Raw genomic sequence first — 19,576 nt, 5'->3', positions numbered from 1 at the left:
GCTCCGCTATAATTGACAACAAATGCACCGGAGCATAAAAATAACGGCCCGACGCCTGAAGAAAGACGTTTTGGGCCGTTATTCCGCGCACCAGCCGCAAAGGCTTTTCGGGTACGGTTGTCCGGGCGTTTATTGGACCGGAATCGTCATTTCGAGATCCTTGTGGTACGTTTTGACCGGCTTGCCGTTTGCATCTTCCACGACGGACCAGTCCTTATTGACCGTCATCGTATACGGCTTGATCGTAATAGAGGTCGGTTTCTTCGCAAACGGGCTGTAGGTTTCGTCCTCATGGTATTCGGTCTTCGGATTTTGATGGAAGTATCCGATCATTTTTTGATCCAGCGGCTTTCCGTCCTGATCCACGATATCGTAGTACATTTTGGTGGCGCTGAATTCGCCCGATTGCTCCGGCGTGGACGGCACGCTGCCTTGGCTGTCCAAAACGAGGCGGGTCGTCACCGGCGTGATCTCGATCGTTTTTACGGTGTAGCTGAACTTGCCGCTGCTCTGGGTTTGGTTCGGATGAAGCACCACGTTTCCTTTGGCCAGGTTTTTGACCGGCACTTGGAACACGAACGGCTCTTTAAAACCGCTGACATTCATTTTGACCGTCATGTTGAACTCGTTTGGAAGTTGTTTATCCGACAATCCGCTCGTGATTTCATACATGGCCATATTGCGGATGAATTTGCCGTCTTCGGTTTTGCCGACCGCGTCCGTGAAGGAACCGAAAAATCCCGATTTCCCTTGGATTGTCACCTCCGGCATGAACAGGTACCCTTTTTTCTGCTGTTCCACGGGCACTTTCTTCTGCGTCTCCCCGGATACGTTGGTTGCGCCTTCCGGAAGGTATGGAGACAGGACGGTATCGTCGTCCATGCCCTGGCGTTCGATCATAAACGCGAGCCGCGTTCCGTCATACATGACTTCCTTGATGTTCAGCGTCAGCCCGTCCCGGGTCACGCTCAGGTTCGGCTCCGTCGTCAGCCCCGAAATGCTGGCTTGCTTCAGGGTAGGGTCAAAATTGTATTGGAACACGCTGCCGATCAAAGGTACGTTTTTCAGCGCGTCCGCCATGGCCGGGGATACGAACCCGCTGCCCAACACGACGCCTCCGAGAACGGCCGCCGCCGATACGCTGATCGCCGTTTTTTTGACCCAGCCTCCTTTGCGATGGATTGACTTTCTGCTTCGTCTGTCCATGTTTTCCACCCTCTCCATAATTTGATTGACATAGCTAACCTCGGGCATTTTCGTTTGTTTGACCGCCCGCCGGATCTGCATCGTTTGCTCTTCCTCAGTTTGATCTAACCATGCGCTCATGGGTTAGCCCTCCTTCTTTGCTTTTTTGCTGAATGAGTTTTTTCCTTACGCGTTCGTATTTCTTCCGCAGGGTTGCAGGTTTGCAGTCCATGATCTCTCCGATTTCCTCGAAGCTGTACTGTTCCACGACCTTCAGCAGCACCAAATTCCGCTCCTCCGGCTTCAGGTTCATCAACAGCTCCTCCACCGCGCGTTCGCTGCCCGCATGACGGTGATCGTCAAGCTGCTGCAGCTCCTTTTGGCCGTCGATCAGCTTTTTGCGGCGGCTTTTCTTGCGAAGCTGATCCAGGCAATGATGATACGCCACTTTGTACAGCCAGGAGGAAAAGGACACCTGCGGGTTATATTTGTCGATCGACTGATACACTTTAATAAAAATGTCCTGCAGCGCATCCTCCGCTTCCTCGCGGTTTTTCAGGATGTAATAGCAATACGTGTAGATTTGATGCTCGAAGGCGCGTATGATAACGGCGTAAGCCTGCCTGTCTCCGTTTTTGACTTTTTCCACGACGGCTTCGATTTCGTCCGGCTCTCCGGCCCCGGGGCTGAACCGTTCCATGGAATCACCTCCTCTTGTCCGTCTTCACCTGTATAACGTCTGCCAAACGGCCGAATGTGACATAAGCCCGGATAAAAACGAAAAATCCCTTCGGCAAACCAGGTTTGCCTGAAGGGATTTTCTTTCGCTCTCATGGGTGGCGCGAAGCTTGTTCAAGGCCGCTGCGTAAAAGCCGCTTACGCCTCAAGCTCCCATGCGGGGTTCCAGACGACCTCCCAGAGATGCCCGTCCGGATCCATGAAATGGCCGGAATAACCTCCCCAGAAGGTCTCATGCGCCGAGTCCGTAATTGTGGCGCCCGCCTTCCGGGCTTGTTCCATCACTTGATCCACTTCTTCCTTGCTGGCCACGTTGTGCCCGATCGTCATTTCGGTCGAACTTGGCGGGACGAGCGGGACTTTCGCTTCGTGGGAGAGGTCCTTCCGGCTCCAAAGGGCAAGCTTGACCCCTGCCTGCAAATCGAAAAACGCCACTGCTCCGTGCTCGAATTCTTTGCCCACGATCCCTTCCGTCGGCAGGCCAAGCCCGTCCCGGTAAAATGCAAGCGACCTTTCCAAGTCTTCAACGCCAAGCGTAAGTACAGAAATGCGCGGTTTCATCGAAATTGATCCTCCTTCGTATGGTTTCAAGCCTGTTTATAGGATCGCAAAATCTTCTCGGTTTTGGATTGTAAAAAACGGACATATTACCTGAACACTTGATGGGGCGTCAATCCGTAAAACCGTTTGAACATATGGATGAGATGGGGCTGATCGTAGTAACCGTGTTGAACGGCCGTATCCGAAAAGCGGAACGAAGGCCCCTTATGCAGCTCCTGCAATAAGCACTGGAATCGAATGATGCTTGCCAGCTCCTTGGGAGCCATGCCGAATTCCTTCTGAAACATCCTTCTCACGGTCCGTTCGCTGTAGCATAACTCCTCGGCCAAAGCACGCACGGAAACCATTCCCCGGCCGGCATACAGATGCTGCATCGCGGTTCGGATCGGCTGAGGGTCAGGGCATGCCGAACGATGGAGCTTCGCCGAGAGCATCGATTCCGCCAACCCGATCATCGCCTGCACGCTGCCCGCCGCTTCTTGAACCCGTTCTGCGACCAAGCTTGCTTCCGTTCCCCAGACGTCTTCCAGAAATACGTCACCCCCGGAAAGCTCCGAAACGGAATAGCCGATAAACCGGCTGGCCTGATCCGCAAAAAAGCGAATGCCGAAAAAATAACATCGATCGGTTAAATCCATCGTCTCGAAGGATGACATTAAACCCGCTAGCATGGCGCTTTGGGCAAACGACGTGGCGTGGAGGTCGAAAATGATGTCCGCGCACCCATCCGGTATGATGCGGTGCAGTTTGCGGTCGCAAGAAGCGTCGAATTCGACGGTCCAATAACAAGCCACGTAAGGCTCCAGCGCCTTGCCCGGCGGAAATTCCCGATACCGGTAAGACGAATCCTGCACGGGCTCCAGCATCGGCGGCTGCAACGGCAGATAGGTTCTCATGTTCGGTCCCTCCCATCCGATTTAAGCCCATTCTACTATACTTCCGCCGTCCCGCCAAAATAAATCCCGGGGGTGCAAGGCAGCAATCCATAAGAAACGCGGCAAGCCGGCGGGGGTTATAATAAAACCCGTACGGAACACCAAAATGACCCGAAAGGATGTATGCATATTGGGAACGCTTAGACCATTTATTTTATCGGAAGATGCCAGAAGCCAGGCCCGGTTCTATGCGGAATCGCTCGGCGGGGAGATCAAGTCCTTGTTAACGCATGGACAAGCCGCGGGCGCCGAAGGCGATCATCGGGACAAAGTGATGCATCTGTGCGTGACGGTCGCGGGGGAAAATTCGATTTTTATGGCGGACGCGCTCGAACCTTTCACGCAAGGCGCAGGCATGATGCTGGATGTATCGTACCCGACGCGCTCCGAAGCCGCGGAAGCATTCGCCAGACTATCGTCCGGCGGCACAGTGAAGCATCCTTTCGCCCGCCAGCCTTACGGCCTGCATTACGGGGAACTCGTCGATCCATACGGCGTGACCTGGATGATCACTTCGGACGATCCTTCGGAAGGGTAGCCGTTTAAGCGGCCGCTTCCGCAACTTGGACACATGGCTGCAACCCAATCTTAAAAGACCTCCTTTCCCCCGTTTTGGGGGATGAAAGGAGGTCTCGATCCTTTATAAAGCGAAGGATGGCACGATCGGAGGAATCCCTCAGCGTATGGCGCGGCAAAAGGACCCCCAGGGAGCGCCATGTCCGAAGATACGGACGTGGCCATGAGATTATCCACTCCCGGCTTGACGCCCGAAAATTGAAATGACCGAGCGGGGAATCTTGCATAAAACGAAGCATGCAACGCGGGCTCCGTTTCTTTCGGCGTTTCCGGGCGAACGTTCGCTTGCCCCGGATAGGAGATTGCAAACGGGGTTTTGGACCGAGTCCGCCTTCTTGTTTCGGTCACCGCGAGCGTACCCCCGCTTTTTGCTCCAATTCTTCCTTTTGACGCAGGTGATGGCGCAAATGCATTTCATTCAGTTCAAACCATTCCCGCGCGTTCAACCAGCCAAAGCCGTCGTGTTTTACTTTGCGGCAGGGATGGACCGGGTCGATCCGCTCTTCCCAATCCTTCATTTTTTGCAGCACTTGATCCAGCCCGCGCAATAATGCTTCTTTGCTTTCCGTATTGCTGGGATTGTTTTCCGGGCCGTCCGGCAATTTGATTTTCACGGGCGGGAATCCGCCAAGCTCGAGCAGCCGCTCGCCCGCTTCCGTTTTTCCAAGCGTTTGTTCTTCGCCGTCGGCCGCGCAAATCTCCACTTTTTCAAAATAATCCAAGGAGGCCAGGATCAAGTGGTCGAGCATTTGCCCAAGAGACCAAACCCCCGGCGCGGATTGATGCCTCAGTTCAGCCATCGAATAGCGCTGCAAACCGCTTTTGTACGTTTCAATCAGCATGGCACCGTTCATCATGAACACTCCTTTTCCAATCTGCTCCCTGTCGGCTATCTGCCAAACCATGTTATGCCTGATCCATTTGATCTTATCACACCGCCTATCCCATGATTTCTTGAATTTTGCGAAAGCGCCATGCCCGGAAACTCGCGTTTTGCCAAGGGGCCGAGGCCAGCCTTCTCGCCGGGGCGCACAATAGAAAAAGCGCCGAAAACATGCTTCGGCGCTTTTTTGCTGCATCTGGTCATTTTAGCACCGGTCGCCGCCTCCAGGGACGGGAAACCTGTGCCATATATGTTTGTCCGTTCGCTTTATTTTCTCTTAGGAGCCAGCTCCACGGCCTGACGGATCGCTTCCATCATGCTCTTCTCTTCCACGATGCCTTTCCCGGCGATATCGAACGCGGTGCCGTGATCGACGCTCGTACGGATGATCGGAAGGCCCACGGTAATGTTCACGCCCGCATCGAGGCCAAGCACTTTCACCGGCCCGTGCCCCTGATCATGATACATCGCCACGACGATGTCGAAATCGCCGCGCACGGTGCGGAAAAACAACGTATCGGCAGGCAGCGGCCCGACGGCGTTGATGCCTTCCTCCTGCGCCTTTTTCACGCCGGGAACGACCTTCTCCTCTTCTTCGCCGTATCCGAACAGGCCGTTTTCGCCCGCATGCGGATTGATGCCGCAGACGGCGATGCGCGGATTTTCGATGCCCGATTTGGTCAACGTTTCATGCGCCAGCTGAATGACGCGGTACACCCGCTCCGGATTGATCATTTTCACGGCGTCGATCAGGCCGACATGCGTGGTGACGTGGATGACTTTCAGGTTAGGCGCGGACAGCATCATCGAAAATTCGCTCGTATCCGTCAGGTCGGCCAAAATTTCGGTATGCCCCGGATACTGGTGGCCGCCCTTATGCAGCGCTTCTTTATTCAGCGGAGCGGTGCAGATCGCGTCGATTTGCTGTTTTTTGGCCAGATCGATCGCCTTGGCCAAATATTCGAACGCCGCATGTCCGGCTTCGGCGGATACTTGTCCAAGCGGCAGGTCGGCGCTGAGCAGGTCGAGATCCAGGCAGTAGACGGTCCCGAATTCGTACGCGAGCCGACCAAGCTGGTCCTCCGTTACGGTCTGAACCTCCAGGTCGCTGTTCACGTAGGATTTTGCGCGGTCCAAAATTTTGCTGTCGCCGATGACCAGCGGGTCGCAAAGATCGTAAATTTCGCGGTTTTTCAGGCTTTTCAAAATAATTTCCGGTCCGACCCCGGCTCCGTCGCCCATCGTAATGCCAATCACAGGTTTCTTTTGATTCATGTTACTCATCCTCTCCACTCATATATTTCAGCACGTTCGCCAAAGAATGCCGGCCGCCGAATCCCCCGGCTTTCGTCACGGTCCAATACTTTTTGCCCGTACCTGCCGCATCCCTCAATATTCCCAGCGGAAGTCCGGTTTCGACCTCGGTATGCAGCTGCATCCGGTTCATGTTCAACCGGCTGCAAACCGCCTTGGCCGTGTCGCCTCCCGTCAGGACCAGCCCCTCGATGTCAGGGAACGAGGTTACGATTTCGGAAGCGATGTTTGCGAGCTCCCGCGAAATCGCCTCGCTGATTTCCGTTTTGTTTAAGGAGAGTTCTTCTCCCAGCCGTTTCGTCGCCTCTCTATTTTTTTCCGACGAATCGACGAATAATACAAAATGCTTTTTGTCCCGGGCGCCGCCGAGCGCCTCCAGCACCTCGCGCACCGCGCAGGTTTGCCGGACGAGTTCGACCGGATCGACCTCCACGAAGGAGGCATCCGCCATCGTCCGCACCTGCTCAAGCTGCTCTTTGGTCACGCGGGACAAGCTTGCCGATACCGTCAGCGTCCGCGGCACTTGGGGCCGCTCTTGCGACGTTACGGCATTCTTTTGCAGCTCCAGCGCCTCGGGCAAATATTCGATCAGTCCGGCCGATCCGGCCCAGACGATCGTTTTTTTCGTTTGGCCGAAAACGTCCGCAATAACCTTCAAATCCTGATCGGTGGCCGCGTCGCAAACAAACCAGGTCGTGCCTTGCGCCGCATGCCGTAAAATAAATTCCAGGAAAACATCCTCCGGTCCGTTCAGAAGTTCTTCTCCGACAAGACGGATGCGTTCCGCGTCCGCGTACTTCCCGAGCAAATTCGGAATGTAGCTGTCCGTTACCGGCGTCTTCGGGTCCCTGCCAAACTCGGTTTCAGAAACCGGCCGGCCGTTCACGAATTGACGGCCCCCGATCGTCTGCCGGTTCATTTTCGGATAGGCCGGAGCCACGACGACGATTTCCGGCTGGTGGACCGAAACGACGGCCGCCAGCTCGGCGGCCACGTTCCCCCGGAGGGTGGAGTCCATTTTTTTATAAGCATGCCCGTATCCCCGGGCCCGAAAAATTGCGCTTGCTTTACGAATCCGGTCATAGGCTTGTTGTTCGTCGGCAGCGCGGCTGTCCGTGTCGAGTATCGCCACGTCGCCGCCGTCTCCCGTCCACGATCCTTCTTTCCAATCCAGGTAGACGGTAGAGGCGATCCCGATTTTCGACAGCTGCACGCCGGCATCGTTAGCCCCCGTCAAATCATCTGCAATGATGTAAAAATGCTGCATATCCAAACGACTCCCTTAAGCTTGTGCTTTCCGGCGCTGCGCCCGTTTGGCGAACCAGGTCGTCAGGAGCGGCGTCAAAATGGCGGTGACGATGACGGCTGCCGTTACCTGCAGCGTTGCCGTTGCCGCAATGCCGCTGTATCCGGTATACACGGCCGCTACCGCCATCGGCACGGCTGCCGCGTTGCCCGCCGTCGATGATGCGGCGATCCCGGCAACGCCGTCTCCGCCCGTCAAACGGTCGATCAAAAACAGCATGCCGCCGGTAATGACGACGACGCCAAGGCCCAAAATGATGCCGGAAGCGCCGGCTTTCACCACGTTGGCAAGGTTGATGCTCGCGCCGATCGCCAGCGAGAACAGCGGGATCATGACATCCTGGCCTTTGCTCAAAAATTCGCGCATTTTTTCGTCCAGATTACCCAGAATCATGCCGATCAAAAGCGGCAAAATCGCAAAGACGAACGCCATGATCGGGAAGCTTGCCAGACCTGCAACGCCGAGAATCAGCATCGTGAAAAACGGGCCGGACTCCAGCGACATGATGGAATAAGCGGCGACGTCTTCGGCTTTTTTCCCGAGCTGGCCCATCAGCGCCATGTACAATCCGCCGTTCGTATCGGAGAACGCGGCGACGATGGCCAAAGCGGACAGTCCGAGGAACAGGTTGTTCTGATCCGGGAAGATCGCTTTAATCAGCAGCGCGATAATGAAGGTGGTGCCGATTTTGCCGATCCACAAGCTGACCCCTTTCTTCAAAATGTAACCGGTTGCCTGGAAGCGAATCGTCGAACCCAAACAGATATAAAAAGCTGCCAGCAGTGCGGAAGTCCCGGTTAGGAGCCCGCCCGTGAACGAGCTTTTAAATTCAGGCAAGTCGAAGATTCCGGGAAAAAACGTACGGATAATGGCCCCGATCAAGAGCGGAATCAGCATCATCCCGCCGGGAATCTTGTCAATGGCTGCCTTGATTTTCATGACTGTCTCATCTCCTGTGTTTTATTTTGCAACAATAATGTGAAATGATTGCGTTTTCGTTTATTATATTAATCGCTTACAAAATAAAATGCAACAGTTTTCGACATGTTATTTTTCGTCATGCCAAAAACGTTGCATTTTTAAACAGTTTATAGGAATCGTTTGGTAAAATCAGTCTTTTAACTTGCGCCAAAGCGTGGAACGGTTAATTTGCAGCCGTTTTGCGGCCTTCGTCTGGTTGAACCCCTCTTCTTCCAGCACCTTTTCGATGATTTTTCTCTCGATCTGATCCAGCGTTCCCTTTAGCAGTTCGGAGGATGCGCCGGATTCGCTTCCTTTGCGGCGCAGCAGCTGCTCGATCAGCGAATGTTCGATGACGTAGCCTTTTTCCAAAACGACCGCCTCTTGCAGCAGCACCTTTAATTCGGATACGTTGCCGGGCCAATCATAGTCCGCCAGCAGCTTCATGCCTTTCTCCGTCATCCGGATCGCCGAGGTGCCGAGCGTCTGGCTGAAATGCAGCAGAAACGTCGTGACCAGTTCCTTCAGGTCCTCTTTCCGTTCGGCCAGCGCCGGAACATGCACGTGAATGGTTCCGTCTTCGTATATCCTATGTTCCCCGGAAGCCTCCTCCTCAGTCATGGCAAAAATAAGCGTGAGCCCGCGCCTTTTTAACGCCTCGATTTTTTGCCACTGGATTTCCTCCCGGCCGCCCGGCAAACGGTCAAAGGCATGGACATACACCGTCCGGACCTCCTCGGGGATCTCCTCCGGGCTCAGCTCCCGCAAATCCGCCGCCTTCACCGAAGCGAAATATCCGTGCCCTTTCGTTTTGAGGTCATGCAAATGCCTGGCCAGCAATCTTTTTCCCGTTCCCTTCCCGCCAATGAAAATAAACCGGTCATATGTCACGCTGCGGCCGATCATCGTCAGGCATGTGTTCATGGCCTCGCTCTGATGGATGATCAGCGGGGCGGGCTCCCTATGAATCCGGAGTTTGTCTTCGGCCTCCCTGCGGGTCGGCTGCTTGAAAAATTCGCAAAGCCAATACGCCGATTCGCCGATTGCGATTCGGGTTTTGACCACTTGGACCGATTGTCCGTCAGGATCCGTTGCATGAACCATCTCCCGGCTTGGCCCGCCGGGTTCGGATGCGCCCTCGGCGACCGGAATGTCAAGTTCAGGCCGTGCGCTGAACGTTTTCCACTGCTCATATACCACGCTCCCGTTATCCGCTAACACCATCAAGTCGGACGCCGCGGCACGTAAAAACCCCTTCAGCCGCTCGATTTCCTGCCTGCTTTTCGCAAGCCAGCGCGAAACGGTCGCCGCTTCCTTGAACGCATCGAAAATGGATTCCCGGCCGGACTGGATCAAGATCCCGAGCAAGCCGAGCCGCGACGCCGTTTCGAACGTCACCACGTCGCCCATGATCAGCTGGTACCCGTCTTCTTTTAACTGCCGCAATAACGCTTCCGTTTCGCTCTCGTCCCGGATCGTGAACATATCGATCGGAATGTCGAGCAGGTCGATAATCGCTTTCGCGCCGGCCGTAATGGCCGGAAACCCGACGATCGCCTTTTTCCTCGGAAAATCGTTCGCCAGCGTAAGCACCCGCAGCATGTCGTAACCGGACACGCGCACGTCGATCACCGGGATGTCGACCGCTTCGCTGATCAGCTTGGCCGTTCCGCCCCGGCTGATGATGCAATCGAAGCCTTCGGCTTCCGCCTGCTTGGCCAGCGCGACCCCTTCCTGCAGATTGCCTGTCCGGATGGTCAGATCGAGCTCGCTCTCCTGCTTCCTGCACTCTTCTATTAAGTTCTCCATCGCCGCATACGGGGCTACGAACAGAGCTTTGATCTTCATGTTAACCACACCTATATCCTTTACTTTTGTATTTCAGTCATAACATATCGGCCGGACCGATGCAACGAACGCCTGACGCAGTCCAATTGCGCTATACCATTGTCGGAAAATATATATTAAGATGATATCAAGAAACGAGCACTCAGCGAGAAAGGGCTGATAAACGGTGGAACGACGTAACCATATGCAAAACGATATGCACTTGACCCAGTTGGCTTCAGTCGGGCAAATCGCAGCAGGCATTGCCCATGAGGTCAAAAATCCTCTAACGGCCGTCAAAGGATTTCTCCAGCTCTTGAAAGAAAAAAATGATGCGAACTATATCGACATTGCCCAGTCCGAACTGGAGAATGCCATTGACATCCTGCAAAATTTGCTGCAAGTTTCCAAACCCGATCTGAATAACGAGCCCACCGAACCGATTGATTTGACCGTCGAACTGGAGTCGATCATTCAGCTATTTCAAGATCAATTTTATCGGGTGCATTTGCAACGGGAGCTCCGGGACTCGGGCAATTTTATTTACGGCAGGCGCAATCAATTGAAAAAAATGTTTTTCAACTTGATCAAAAACGCGTTCGAAGCGATTCCGGACAAGGGCACCGTCACGATCGGCCACCAGGCCTCCGATAATCATATCACCGTTTACATAGAAGACACCGGCAGCGGAATTCCGAAAGAAAAGCTCAGCCAGTTAGGCACTCCTTTTTTTTTCGACGAAAGAAAACGGCACCGGCATGGGACTTACGCTTGTTTTTTCCGTCGCCTACCAGCATAAAGGGGAAATCTCGGTCAAAAGCGAAGAAGGCGAAGGAACGAGGTTTACGATCGTTTTTCCGAAAGGCACCGGCAACACCGGAATAAAAGAGGTGAATCGTTTGGACCTGGAGACGTTCAAAGGGGGCAATTTATCCGAGTTTTTCATTTACAACCGCGACATGTTCGAACAAAGGCTTTTGTCCGAGGCGGTTACCGTCAGGGATAAAATCAACGAGATTTTGGACATCGGAAACTTCAACCTGCTGGATAATGCCCATAAGCTCGTGCTGTATATCGTTCAAGGAAAAGAATACGAGGTCATCTCCTTCGCCAAGGCGGAGGGCATCACGTGGGCGAAACATTCGCTGACCCTGGCCTTCAAATTGGAATGGATCCAAGCGGTACGGCGCGTCATGTGGGAGTTTCTCTACAACTACGACCGGATAAACGGCCATACGACGAACAAAGAACAGTTTTACGGGCTGGAGAAGCAGATCAACGAACTGATGGATCTTTTTTTAAGCCATTTTTTCATGAATTATTCCCAATTCAAAGATGATCTGATCCGGACTCAGAAGGAAATGGTCATGGAGTTGTCCGTCCCGTTCATCCCGCTCAGCCAATCGATTTCGATCCTGCCCCTGATCGGCTCGATCGATAACGTCCGCTACGATATCATGGAAGAGAAGATTCTGGATCAAATCGGCAAAGAGAACATCCAAACGCTCGTCATCGATTTGTCGGGAGTCGTCGGCATCGAAGCCGAAGCGGTGCACCGGCTGATCAACCTGATCGACGAGATCAAAATGATGGGCTGCAAGACGATCATTACGGGACTCCGGCCGGAAATCGTCAAAATGATGATCCGAAACGGGTTGTCCTTCGAGTCCAAGGCCGTGACGAAAGGAACCTTGCAGCAAGCGCTGGCAGACTATCTGGCCCATTCGAAGCTGGGCGGCCAGCAAGACCAGGAACTGCTCCCTCATTCTTCGGGAGCCGCGCTAAATCTGTAGGAATACGGAGAGTGAAAAACGATGTTGATGGACAGCCGGGGAAACATCATGTTAAAGCGTCTCCTGCCGGAACATGCGCAGGAGCTGCTCGAACTTCGGATCCGCAACCGCCAATATTTGCAGCCGTTCGAGCCGATCCGCGACGCGTCCTATTTTACGGCGGAAGGCCAGGAAAAGGATATTTTGACCGGAATGGGCGATAAGGATCAGGCGACGTCGGTGTCGTTCGGCATTTTCCTGAAGGAAACGGACGAGCTGGCGGGCAGGGTAGCGCTCACCGGAATCGCGCGCGGCCCGTTTCAAAACGCAAACCTGGGGTATTTTATCGGGCAAGAGCATCGCGGAAAAGGACTCATGACCGAAGCGGTGCGGCTTTGCGTAGGGTATGCCTTTGAGGAAATGGGCCTTCACCGCGTTCAGGCCGGCGTGATGCCGAGAAATCGGCCTTCGCTGCGCGTGCTGGAAAAGGTCGGATTCCGGCGCGAAGGACTTGCCAAACGATATCTGCAGATCCATGGCGTGTGGGAAGATCACGAGCTGTTCGCCATGACGCGGGAGGATTGGGAGGAACAAAAACAACCCGGCTCATAAGAGTCGGGTTTTGTTATTTTCACCGTAACGTCCATCAATCTTCGATCGCAGCCTTGCGGGAATTGATGCGCCGGATGGTTTCAGGGTCAAACTTGGCGCGCCTGTCGTAGGTATACAGCCCGTTCACTTCCTGCTCCACGTCGTACAGCTGGGTATAACAAAATCCGAAGATCATCGGATGTTCCAATAAAGCGCTTGTCAAACCCTCGTAACGCTTCATAAACGCTTCTTCGGAATCGGGTCTGTCGCCGTATCCCCATGCCTTGTCGTCCTTTTGATCGGGATTCCACCAAATGCCGCCGTACTCGCTGACGAAATAAGGCTGCCCCTCGTACGTCTGCCGGTCCGGGAAGGTGTTGTACGCCTCCCCGCCGCTTTTCATCGGTTCCAGCTTGGCCCGAAACGTCTCCGGATTTTGGTCATAGTCATGGATGTCGAAAATATCGGTGACGACATGGAAGTTGCCGCTGGTATCGATCACCGGGCGCGTCGGGTCGATCCGTTTCGTCATCTCGTACACGATGCGCAGCACGTCGTCGTTTTGCTTGACGCCGTCCTGGTCCCAAGTCTCGTTGAACGGGCACCAGCCGATCAGGGCAGGATGATTGAAATCGCGCTCCACGCCTTCGACCCACTCGGGCAAAAACCGCGCAAGGCCTTCGGCGCCGGTAATATCCAGTCCCCAGTTGGCATGTTCGCCCCATACCAGGTAACCCAGCCGGTCCGCCCAATACAGGAAACGCGGCTCGAACATTTTTTCGTGCAGCCTGGCGCCGTTGAAGCCCAGTCCCATCGATATTTCGATATCCTTGCGGAGATCTTCGTCGCTTGGAGCGGTGTAGATGCCGTCCGGGTAAAAGCCTTGATCCAGCACAAGCCGCTGGAATACGGATTTGTCGTTGATCCGGAACGCCATGCCGTCGAGCCTTACCGTCCGCAAGCCGAAATACGATTCGACCGTATCGCTGATCCGATCCTGCTTGTTAAGGGACAGCCGCAGATCGTACAGCCTGCCGTTGCCCGGCTCCCACAAGTGGATTTCCGATAACGGAATCGTAAGTTTCACCGCAGGCCCTTGGATCAGCGCGCTGGCACGGCCGACGGGTTTACCGCCGTAAAACGCGGCGGCTTCGAGGTTGTCTCCGGCCGCATTGCCGTCGATTTTCACTTCCAGATGGACGCAGGCGTTGCCCGGATCGGCCACCACCTTCATGTCCGCCAGATAGGATTCAGGCACGTGCTCCAGCCACACGGTTTGCCAAATCCCCGTCGTGCGCGTATAGTCGCAGCCGTGCGAGTGGTACCTTCCGCTTTGCTTCCCGCGCGGCTGGCGCCCTGAACGGACATCGTCTTCGGCATACACGGTCACGACGTTCGTCCCCGGCAGGACGTGCGAGGTGACGTCAAAAGCGAAAGAGGCGTATCCTCCCCGATGTTTGCCCACGGAAGCTCCGTTGACCCATACCTCGGTTTCGTAATCGACGGCGCCAAAGTGCAGCAAAATCCTGCCGTCCTTCCACGTTTCGGGCACCGAAAATTCCCGTTTATACCATACCGCCGCCATGAAATCTTTGTATTCCACGCCGGACAGCTTGCTCTCGGGGCAAAACGGGACGGTAATCGTTCCCGACAGCCGATGCGCGGGCTCCGCATATCCGCGTTCTTTTCCGCTTTTGCCGTGGTCGATCTCAAATTGCCAGGGCCCGTTTAAATTGAGCCAGCTGCTGCGCACCCATTGGGGGCGGGGGTATTCGGGACGGGGAATCGAAGACATCTGTTCCACTTGCAAAACTCCTTTGCAATAAAATCGGATGATTCATTCGGTTAACATATAAGTTAATCATTAATCCATCAATTCTCGAGTAGATCATAAAATAACCGGTCATTTTAGTCAACATTTTTCTTTTTGATTAATACATACATTAACTAATGGATGCCATTTTCAGCCTGCTCACGCAAAAAGCCACCGTTCCTTTAAACGGAACGATGGCGGTTCATGAAGCGCATTCGTTTTCAAATGGCGAAAAAAAACCGCGGTCCGGCATGAACGTTTCAGGCGGGCAATATGACGTCGATCGTGGTTCCTTCATTGACGACGCTGTTGATGTTGATGCCCCCTTTATGGTCGCCGATGATTTTGTAGCACATCATGAGGCCAAGCCCCGTCCCCTTTTCCTTCGTCGTAAAAAAAGGCTCGCCCAACCGGGGAAACTGGCTTTCGCTGATGCCGACGCCTTCGTCGGCAATGCGAATCATGACGCTGCCTTCCTGCACGCGGGCATGGATGCGGATCACCCCGCCGCACGGCATCGCTTCGATGGCATTTTTCAAAATGTTTACGAATACCTGCTTGATTTCCATTTCCGAGCATTCGACCAAAGGAAACCCGTCTTCCACTTTGGTGCGGATTTCTATATTGTTCAGGGCGGCCTGGGTCTCCAGCAGGGTGATGACGCTGTGTAAAATATGGATGAGGTCTTGCTTTTGGAATTTCGTGCGAACCGGTTTGGCGATCACCAAAAATTCGTTGACGATGCTGTTGATCCGATCGATTTCGGACAGCATGATGTCAAAGTATTCTTTTTTGTTGACCCGCCCGGACTGCATGATTTGCAAAAATCCGCGCAGCGAGGTGAGCGGGTTCCGGATCTCATGCGCCAATCCGGCGGCCAGTTGGCCAACGGCGTTCAATTTATCGGCTTTGCGGTAAAAATCCTCCGATTTTTTCCGTTCGGATATGTCCCGGGTAATGCCGGTCAAGGCGATGATGGCGTCATTTTCGTCTTTGATCGGGGACAGCGTCAGAAAAACGTGAATGGTTTTGCCGTCCTTCCGCGGCCTCACCGTTTCGAAATGGATCGCTTTTTGGGTATGCAGATGTTTGCAAATTTCATCAAAACGGTTTTCCAGATGGGCCGGGATCATCGGCGCCTGCCTCCCGATCAGCTCGCTCTCCGGCCAGCCGTAAATTTTCTCGAAGGCATGGTTGATGCGGATGACTTTGCCGCCAACGTCCATGATGCAAATGCCGTCGACGGAGCTTTCGTACAACGATTCCAGCAATTCCTTCGTTTCCCTCAGCTCTTGTTCGCGGGTTTTCAGTTCCGAAATGTCGACGCAGGAGGCGATCAATTCCACGACCCCCCCGAGTCTTCTCATCGGCTGCAGGGAAACCAGATAAAACACCCCATGAAACTCGCTTTCGTAAATGATCCCTTCCTTCCCCTGCCATGCATCCCGGTAAAAAGATTCCTTGTAAGCCGCCAATTCGGCGGGATAGAAGTCTCCCAGCCGTTTTCCCGTGACCTCCTGAGGAGTCAGACCTATTTTGGATAGCAGCCGCCCGCTGCAAAACGTATGTATGAACTGCCCGTCGATCTTTTTGACCTTAAACGTCATTCCCTGCTGCTCGGACAACATTTCGATCAATTCAGAAGAAGAATACTCCAAAAACTCACGCGGCGGTTTCCCCATCGGCATCCACTCCCTCGGTCGATAATTAAATTTTTAACATTTCATTCGACGAACGGACACCCGCCTCCTTCCCGGGAGACATTTAAAAAATCCGGTTTCGAAAGCTGCATTCCGGCCGCGGCTGGGATCGAACCGATTTTAATTCCGCCCGGCCATGTTATAATAATCGCAGGTTACATGGAGCTTGAAAAACGGTGCTGCAATCGGCAAGGCATGATACCGCCAGATTCAGAGCAGCCGAATTCATCATTATGGGTGTGAAAACATGGAAGTCAATCAGGCAGGATTCAAAGAAAAAAAACCGCTGTACATCAAGGTGTACGACGAACTGTACAAACAAATCATGAACGGTACCTATCCTTGCGACAGCCAATTGCCTACGGAAACGGAACTTGCCAAAACGTTCAAGGTCAGCCGGATGACGCTCAGGCAGGCGCTGGCGCTTCTGCAGGATGACGGGCTGGTCAGAAGCGTGCACGGCAAAGGCAGTTTCGTCACCAGACATCGGCAGGCAAACAAAACCGCAGGTTTGGAGAAAATCGGGAACCCGATTTACAAATGCCTCGCCGAACCCATCGACCAGATCGAACTCGACTTCAGACTGGATTTGGAAAGCGAATATACCCAGGAGATTTTGAACAGAAGGGCCGCCGCGGTCGTGGCGATCGAACGGTGGTATAAAAGCAAGGGGGTTGCCGTCGCGTTTGCGTTTACGTTTATGGCGATCGAAACCGTGTCGGAATTGAACCTGGATCTGCAGGATACGAGCCAGCTGATGGACCTGCTCGAAAACCGGGTATACGAAATGGCTCATTCCGCATCCATTGAAATCAAACGTTCGAGCGCGATCAATTCCCCGTCGCAAAAATACATCATCGCCGGGGGAGCCGATCAATGCGACTTAATTCTGGAGAGCCTGTACGCCAACGAGGAGCATCCGATCGTCTACAACAAATTTTATATCCCCGAGGAATCCAGCGTGATGAAAATCAACGCCGTCAAATAGCCAAGGATAAAAAAACAGTATCTTCCTTTGAAAGAGGGGGATACTGTTTTTGCGTTTGTTTCCGTCAAAATCAATGCCGAACGCCGTCAAATTTTGTAGTTGAACAACAAGCGCTTTATGTGGTATTTTTACATATTACAAATTAGACAACTAACCATACAACAAACATAGTTGTAATAAGGAGACTGAGAACATGAAAACGCAAGCACCGAAGGAAACCCCTCACATTAAACCCAACGGGGCGGAAATCGCCGAAACGATCCTGCTCCCCGGCGACCCGCTGAGAGCAAAATTCATCGCCGAGACTTACCTGGAGGATGTCGTCCAGTTCAACGAGATTCGCGGCATGCTTGGCTACACGGGTACCTACAAAGGAAAGCGCTTATCCGTGATGGGAACGGGCATGGGCACGCCGAGCATGAGCCTGTATTCCTGGGAACTGATTCACGTGTTCGGCGTCAAAAACCTGATCCGCATCGGGTCCGCCGGGGCCATCCAGGATCATTTGCATCTGAACGACATCGTCTTGGCGATGGGTTCCTCGACCGATTCCAATTATATGCATCAATTTAACGTTCCTGGGCATTATTCCATTACGGCGTCGTTCGATTTGCTTGAAAAAGCCAAAAAGATCGCCGACGCAAAAGGCCAGAAGGTCCATGTCGGCAATGTCCTTTCAAGCGATATTTTCTACAACGTCGATCCGACCGCGCTCGAAAGATGGAGCAAGATGGGCATCTTGTGCGCCGAGATGGAATCGGCAGGCCTGTACCTGAATGCCGCCTACGCCGGCGTCAACGCGCTTTGCATATTGACCGTAAGCGACCATATCTTCAGACATGAGTTCCTGTCCGCCGAAGAAAGACAGACATCTTTTACGAACATGATGGAAATTGCCCTCGAACTCGCATAAACAGATCGGCAAAGGAGATTTTATGGCATGAACCCGACTCATCACGTACCTGACGCTCAGGCTTCTCTTGCGAAAAAAGCGGTTCCCGTTTTGTTGATATTTTTTGTTTTTTCGTTGATCATCGATAACTCGTTTAAGTTGGTTTCCGTCGCCATTGCCAAAGATTTGGGGATCTCGACGACGACGGTCAGCTGGCAGGCAACGTTAGCCGGCCTCGTGATCGGCATCGGGGCGGTCGTCTACGCGTCGTTGGCCGATTCGATCAGCATCCGCTCGCTGCTTGTCGCAGGCATCGGCTTTATCACCGCCGGATCCGTCCTGGGTTTCGTCTTCCAGCATTCGTTTCCGCTGGTGCTCCTCTCCAGAATCATACAAACGGCGGGCCTGGCCTCCGCGGAGACGCTTTATGTCATTTATGTCGCCAAACATTTGCCCAAAAACGAACAAAAAAGATTTCTCGGTTACAGCACCAGCAGCTATTCGCTCTCGCTGGTCATCGGATCGCTTACGGGCGGTTTCGTCTCGACCTATTTGAATTGGGCGGCGCTGTTTTTAATTCCGTTGTTGTCGATCGCCTTGCTGCCGCTGATCCTGAAATATATGCCGAAGGAAGAATCGAAAAAAAGCCGCGTCGATATCGTCGGGCTGCTTCTGATCGCTGCGATCGCGACGTCGGTCATGCTGTACATTACGGACTTCAACTGGATTTACATTCTGGTTTTGGCCGCTTCGGTCGCGTTGTTCCTTTTGTATATCAGCAAAAGCAAACACTCTTTTATCGACATTGCCTTTTTCAAAAACAAAAGGTTCGTATCCGTATTGGCCGTTGCTTTCATTATTTATTCGGTGCAATTAGGTTATATCTTCCTGTTTCCGTTCTTATTGGAAAAGGTTTACGGCCTTCATCTGGATACGATCTCGCTGCTGCTCATTCCGGGATACGTAACGGCGGTGGTCGTCGGGGCATCGTCCGGCACGATCTCCAAGTACCTGTCCAATAAACAAGCGGTTTCGATCGCGATGATCATGATTGCGGCAAGCCTGATTTTGCCGGTGCTGCTTTACGGGGGGCCTGTCATCGTGTACGTGATTTCCATGATGCTTTTCTCAGGTTCCTTTGCATTTATGTACGCGCCTTTGCTCGATTCGTGCGTAAGCGCTCTACCTTCCAGCCAATCGGGAACCGTGATCGGATTTTACAATTTGACGCTGAACGTCGCGACATCGATCGGCATCACCTACACGGCAGCCATGATTGAATCGGTATCGTTTAAAACGATCTTGTCCGCGCTTTCCTTGATTACGCTTTTGGCTTTGTGCGTGTATGGGCTTCTCATCGGAAAAACGAAAGAACACGCATAACGTTCTGCCGCCTTCCACGAGATAGATAATCGAGTAGAAGGGGGCGGCAAACCCCCGTCCTCTCACACCACCGTACATGCGGGTCCGCATACGGCGGTTCCAAAAGGTTAACGAAGTTCCAAGTAACGAGAAAGCAAACTTTTCAGCCCTTT

General features: G+C 53.4%; 17 protein-coding genes and 1 pseudogene. 7 read left to right on the top strand and 11 right to left on the bottom strand.

What is annotated here, in order from left to right; translation table 11 throughout:
- Window positions 1–129: 129 nt before the first annotated feature.
- The 4 genes from KI367_RS13745 to KI367_RS13730 all read right to left on the bottom strand — a co-directional run bounded on the left by KI367_RS13745 (window position 130) and on the right by KI367_RS13730 (window position 3,380).
- Window positions 130–1,326 (bottom strand): DUF4179 domain-containing protein, encoded by a 1,197-nt coding sequence (locus KI367_RS13745; RefSeq protein WP_212950313.1) that lies wholly within the window; start codon window positions 1,324–1,326, stop codon window positions 130–132.
- Complete coding sequence (locus KI367_RS13740) at window positions 1,301–1,885, bottom strand: RNA polymerase sigma factor (RefSeq protein ID WP_212950311.1); 585 nt, start codon at window positions 1,883–1,885, stop codon at window positions 1,301–1,303. The genes KI367_RS13745 and KI367_RS13740 overlap by 26 nt, the downstream gene beginning before the upstream one ends.
- 176 nt (window positions 1,886–2,061) lie before the next feature.
- Window positions 2,062–2,484 carry a VOC family protein gene (locus KI367_RS13735; RefSeq protein ID WP_212950310.1) on the bottom strand — a complete coding sequence of 141 codons (423 nt, stop codon included), beginning with the start codon at window positions 2,482–2,484 and terminating at the stop codon, window positions 2,062–2,064.
- A gap of 86 nt (window positions 2,485–2,570) precedes the next feature.
- A complete protein-coding gene (locus tag KI367_RS13730) occupies window positions 2,571–3,380 on the bottom strand; it encodes an AraC family transcriptional regulator (protein WP_212950308.1) in 810 nt (269 codons plus the stop codon).
- A 169-nt stretch (window positions 3,381–3,549) separates the two neighbouring features.
- Here KI367_RS13730 and KI367_RS13725 point away from each other — a divergent pair, with 169 nt between their 5' ends.
- Window positions 3,550–3,957, top strand: coding sequence for a VOC family protein (locus KI367_RS13725; protein ID WP_246536909.1), 408 nt, complete (start codon window positions 3,550–3,552; stop codon window positions 3,955–3,957).
- Window positions 3,958–4,339: 382 nt separating this feature from the next.
- Here KI367_RS13725 and KI367_RS13720 read toward each other — a convergent pair whose 3' ends face one another.
- From KI367_RS13720 to KI367_RS13700, 5 genes are all read right to left on the bottom strand, one after another.
- Window positions 4,340–4,849, bottom strand: a complete 510-nt coding sequence (locus KI367_RS13720; protein WP_212950304.1) for a DinB family protein — start codon at window positions 4,847–4,849, stop codon at window positions 4,340–4,342.
- A 296-nt stretch (window positions 4,850–5,145) separates the two neighbouring features.
- Window positions 5,146–6,153: a 4-hydroxythreonine-4-phosphate dehydrogenase PdxA gene (pdxA, locus tag KI367_RS13715; RefSeq protein ID WP_212950302.1), complete on the bottom strand. Its 1,008-nt coding sequence runs from the start codon at window positions 6,151–6,153 to the stop codon at window positions 5,146–5,148.
- A gap of 1 nt (window position 6,154) precedes the next feature.
- On the bottom strand, window positions 6,155–7,459 hold the full coding sequence (locus tag KI367_RS13710) for a four-carbon acid sugar kinase family protein (protein ID WP_212950300.1): 1,305 nt from the start codon (window positions 7,457–7,459) through the stop codon (window positions 6,155–6,157).
- 15 nt (window positions 7,460–7,474) lie between these two features.
- Entirely contained in the window at window positions 7,475–8,437 is a 963-nt protein-coding gene (locus KI367_RS13705; RefSeq protein ID WP_212950298.1) for a 2-keto-3-deoxygluconate permease, read from the bottom strand.
- 171 nt (window positions 8,438–8,608) lie between these two features.
- Entirely contained in the window at window positions 8,609–10,306 is a 1,698-nt protein-coding gene (locus KI367_RS13700; protein WP_212950296.1) for a sigma-54-dependent transcriptional regulator, read from the bottom strand.
- A 184-nt stretch (window positions 10,307–10,490) separates the two neighbouring features.
- Here KI367_RS13700 and KI367_RS13695 point away from each other — a divergent pair.
- The 3 genes and pseudogenes from KI367_RS13695 to KI367_RS13685 form a co-directional block, all read left to right on the top strand.
- Window positions 10,491–11,088 (top strand): annotated as a pseudogene (locus tag KI367_RS13695) (histidine kinase dimerization/phospho-acceptor domain-containing protein); the annotation flags it as partial.
- A 156-nt stretch (window positions 11,089–11,244) separates the two neighbouring features.
- Window positions 11,245–12,078 (top strand): STAS domain-containing protein, encoded by an 834-nt coding sequence (locus tag KI367_RS13690; protein WP_212950413.1) that lies wholly within the window; start codon window positions 11,245–11,247, stop codon window positions 12,076–12,078.
- Window positions 12,079–12,126: 48 nt separating this feature from the next.
- Window positions 12,127–12,669: a GNAT family N-acetyltransferase gene (locus tag KI367_RS13685; protein ID WP_246536905.1), complete on the top strand. Its 543-nt coding sequence runs from the start codon at window positions 12,127–12,129 to the stop codon at window positions 12,667–12,669.
- A 34-nt stretch (window positions 12,670–12,703) separates the two neighbouring features.
- Here the strand turns inward: KI367_RS13685 and KI367_RS13680 are convergent, their stop codons facing one another.
- Together KI367_RS13680 and KI367_RS13675 are read right to left on the bottom strand one after the other, a co-directional pair.
- Window positions 12,704–14,443 carry a glycoside hydrolase family 2 protein gene (locus KI367_RS13680; protein ID WP_212950410.1) on the bottom strand — a complete coding sequence of 580 codons (1,740 nt, stop codon included), beginning with the start codon at window positions 14,441–14,443 and terminating at the stop codon, window positions 12,704–12,706.
- Between the two features lie 278 nt (window positions 14,444–14,721).
- A complete protein-coding gene (locus KI367_RS13675; protein WP_212950294.1) occupies window positions 14,722–16,143 on the bottom strand; it encodes a PAS domain S-box protein in 1,422 nt (473 codons plus the stop codon).
- Between the two features lie 265 nt (window positions 16,144–16,408).
- Between KI367_RS13675 and KI367_RS13670 the strand changes: the two genes are divergently transcribed.
- From KI367_RS13670 to KI367_RS13660, 3 genes are all read left to right on the top strand, one after another.
- Entirely contained in the window at window positions 16,409–17,149 is a 741-nt protein-coding gene (locus tag KI367_RS13670) for a GntR family transcriptional regulator (RefSeq protein ID WP_212950292.1), read from the top strand.
- A 193-nt stretch (window positions 17,150–17,342) separates the two neighbouring features.
- Window positions 17,343–18,062, top strand: a complete 720-nt coding sequence (gene deoD / locus KI367_RS13665) for a purine-nucleoside phosphorylase (RefSeq protein ID WP_212950290.1) — start codon at window positions 17,343–17,345, stop codon at window positions 18,060–18,062.
- Between the two features lie 27 nt (window positions 18,063–18,089).
- Window positions 18,090–19,424, top strand: a complete 1,335-nt coding sequence (locus KI367_RS13660; protein WP_212950288.1) for an MFS transporter — start codon at window positions 18,090–18,092, stop codon at window positions 19,422–19,424.
- Window positions 19,425–19,576 lie beyond the last annotated feature (152 nt).

It is taken from the genome of Paenibacillus cookii (assembly GCF_018333375.1).
Classification (GTDB): Bacteria; Bacillota; Bacilli; order Paenibacillales; family Paenibacillaceae; genus Paenibacillus_AQ; species Paenibacillus_AQ cookii.
Note: the sequence above shows the minus strand (reverse complement) of the source record. Positions and strands in the feature narration are given on the sequence as shown.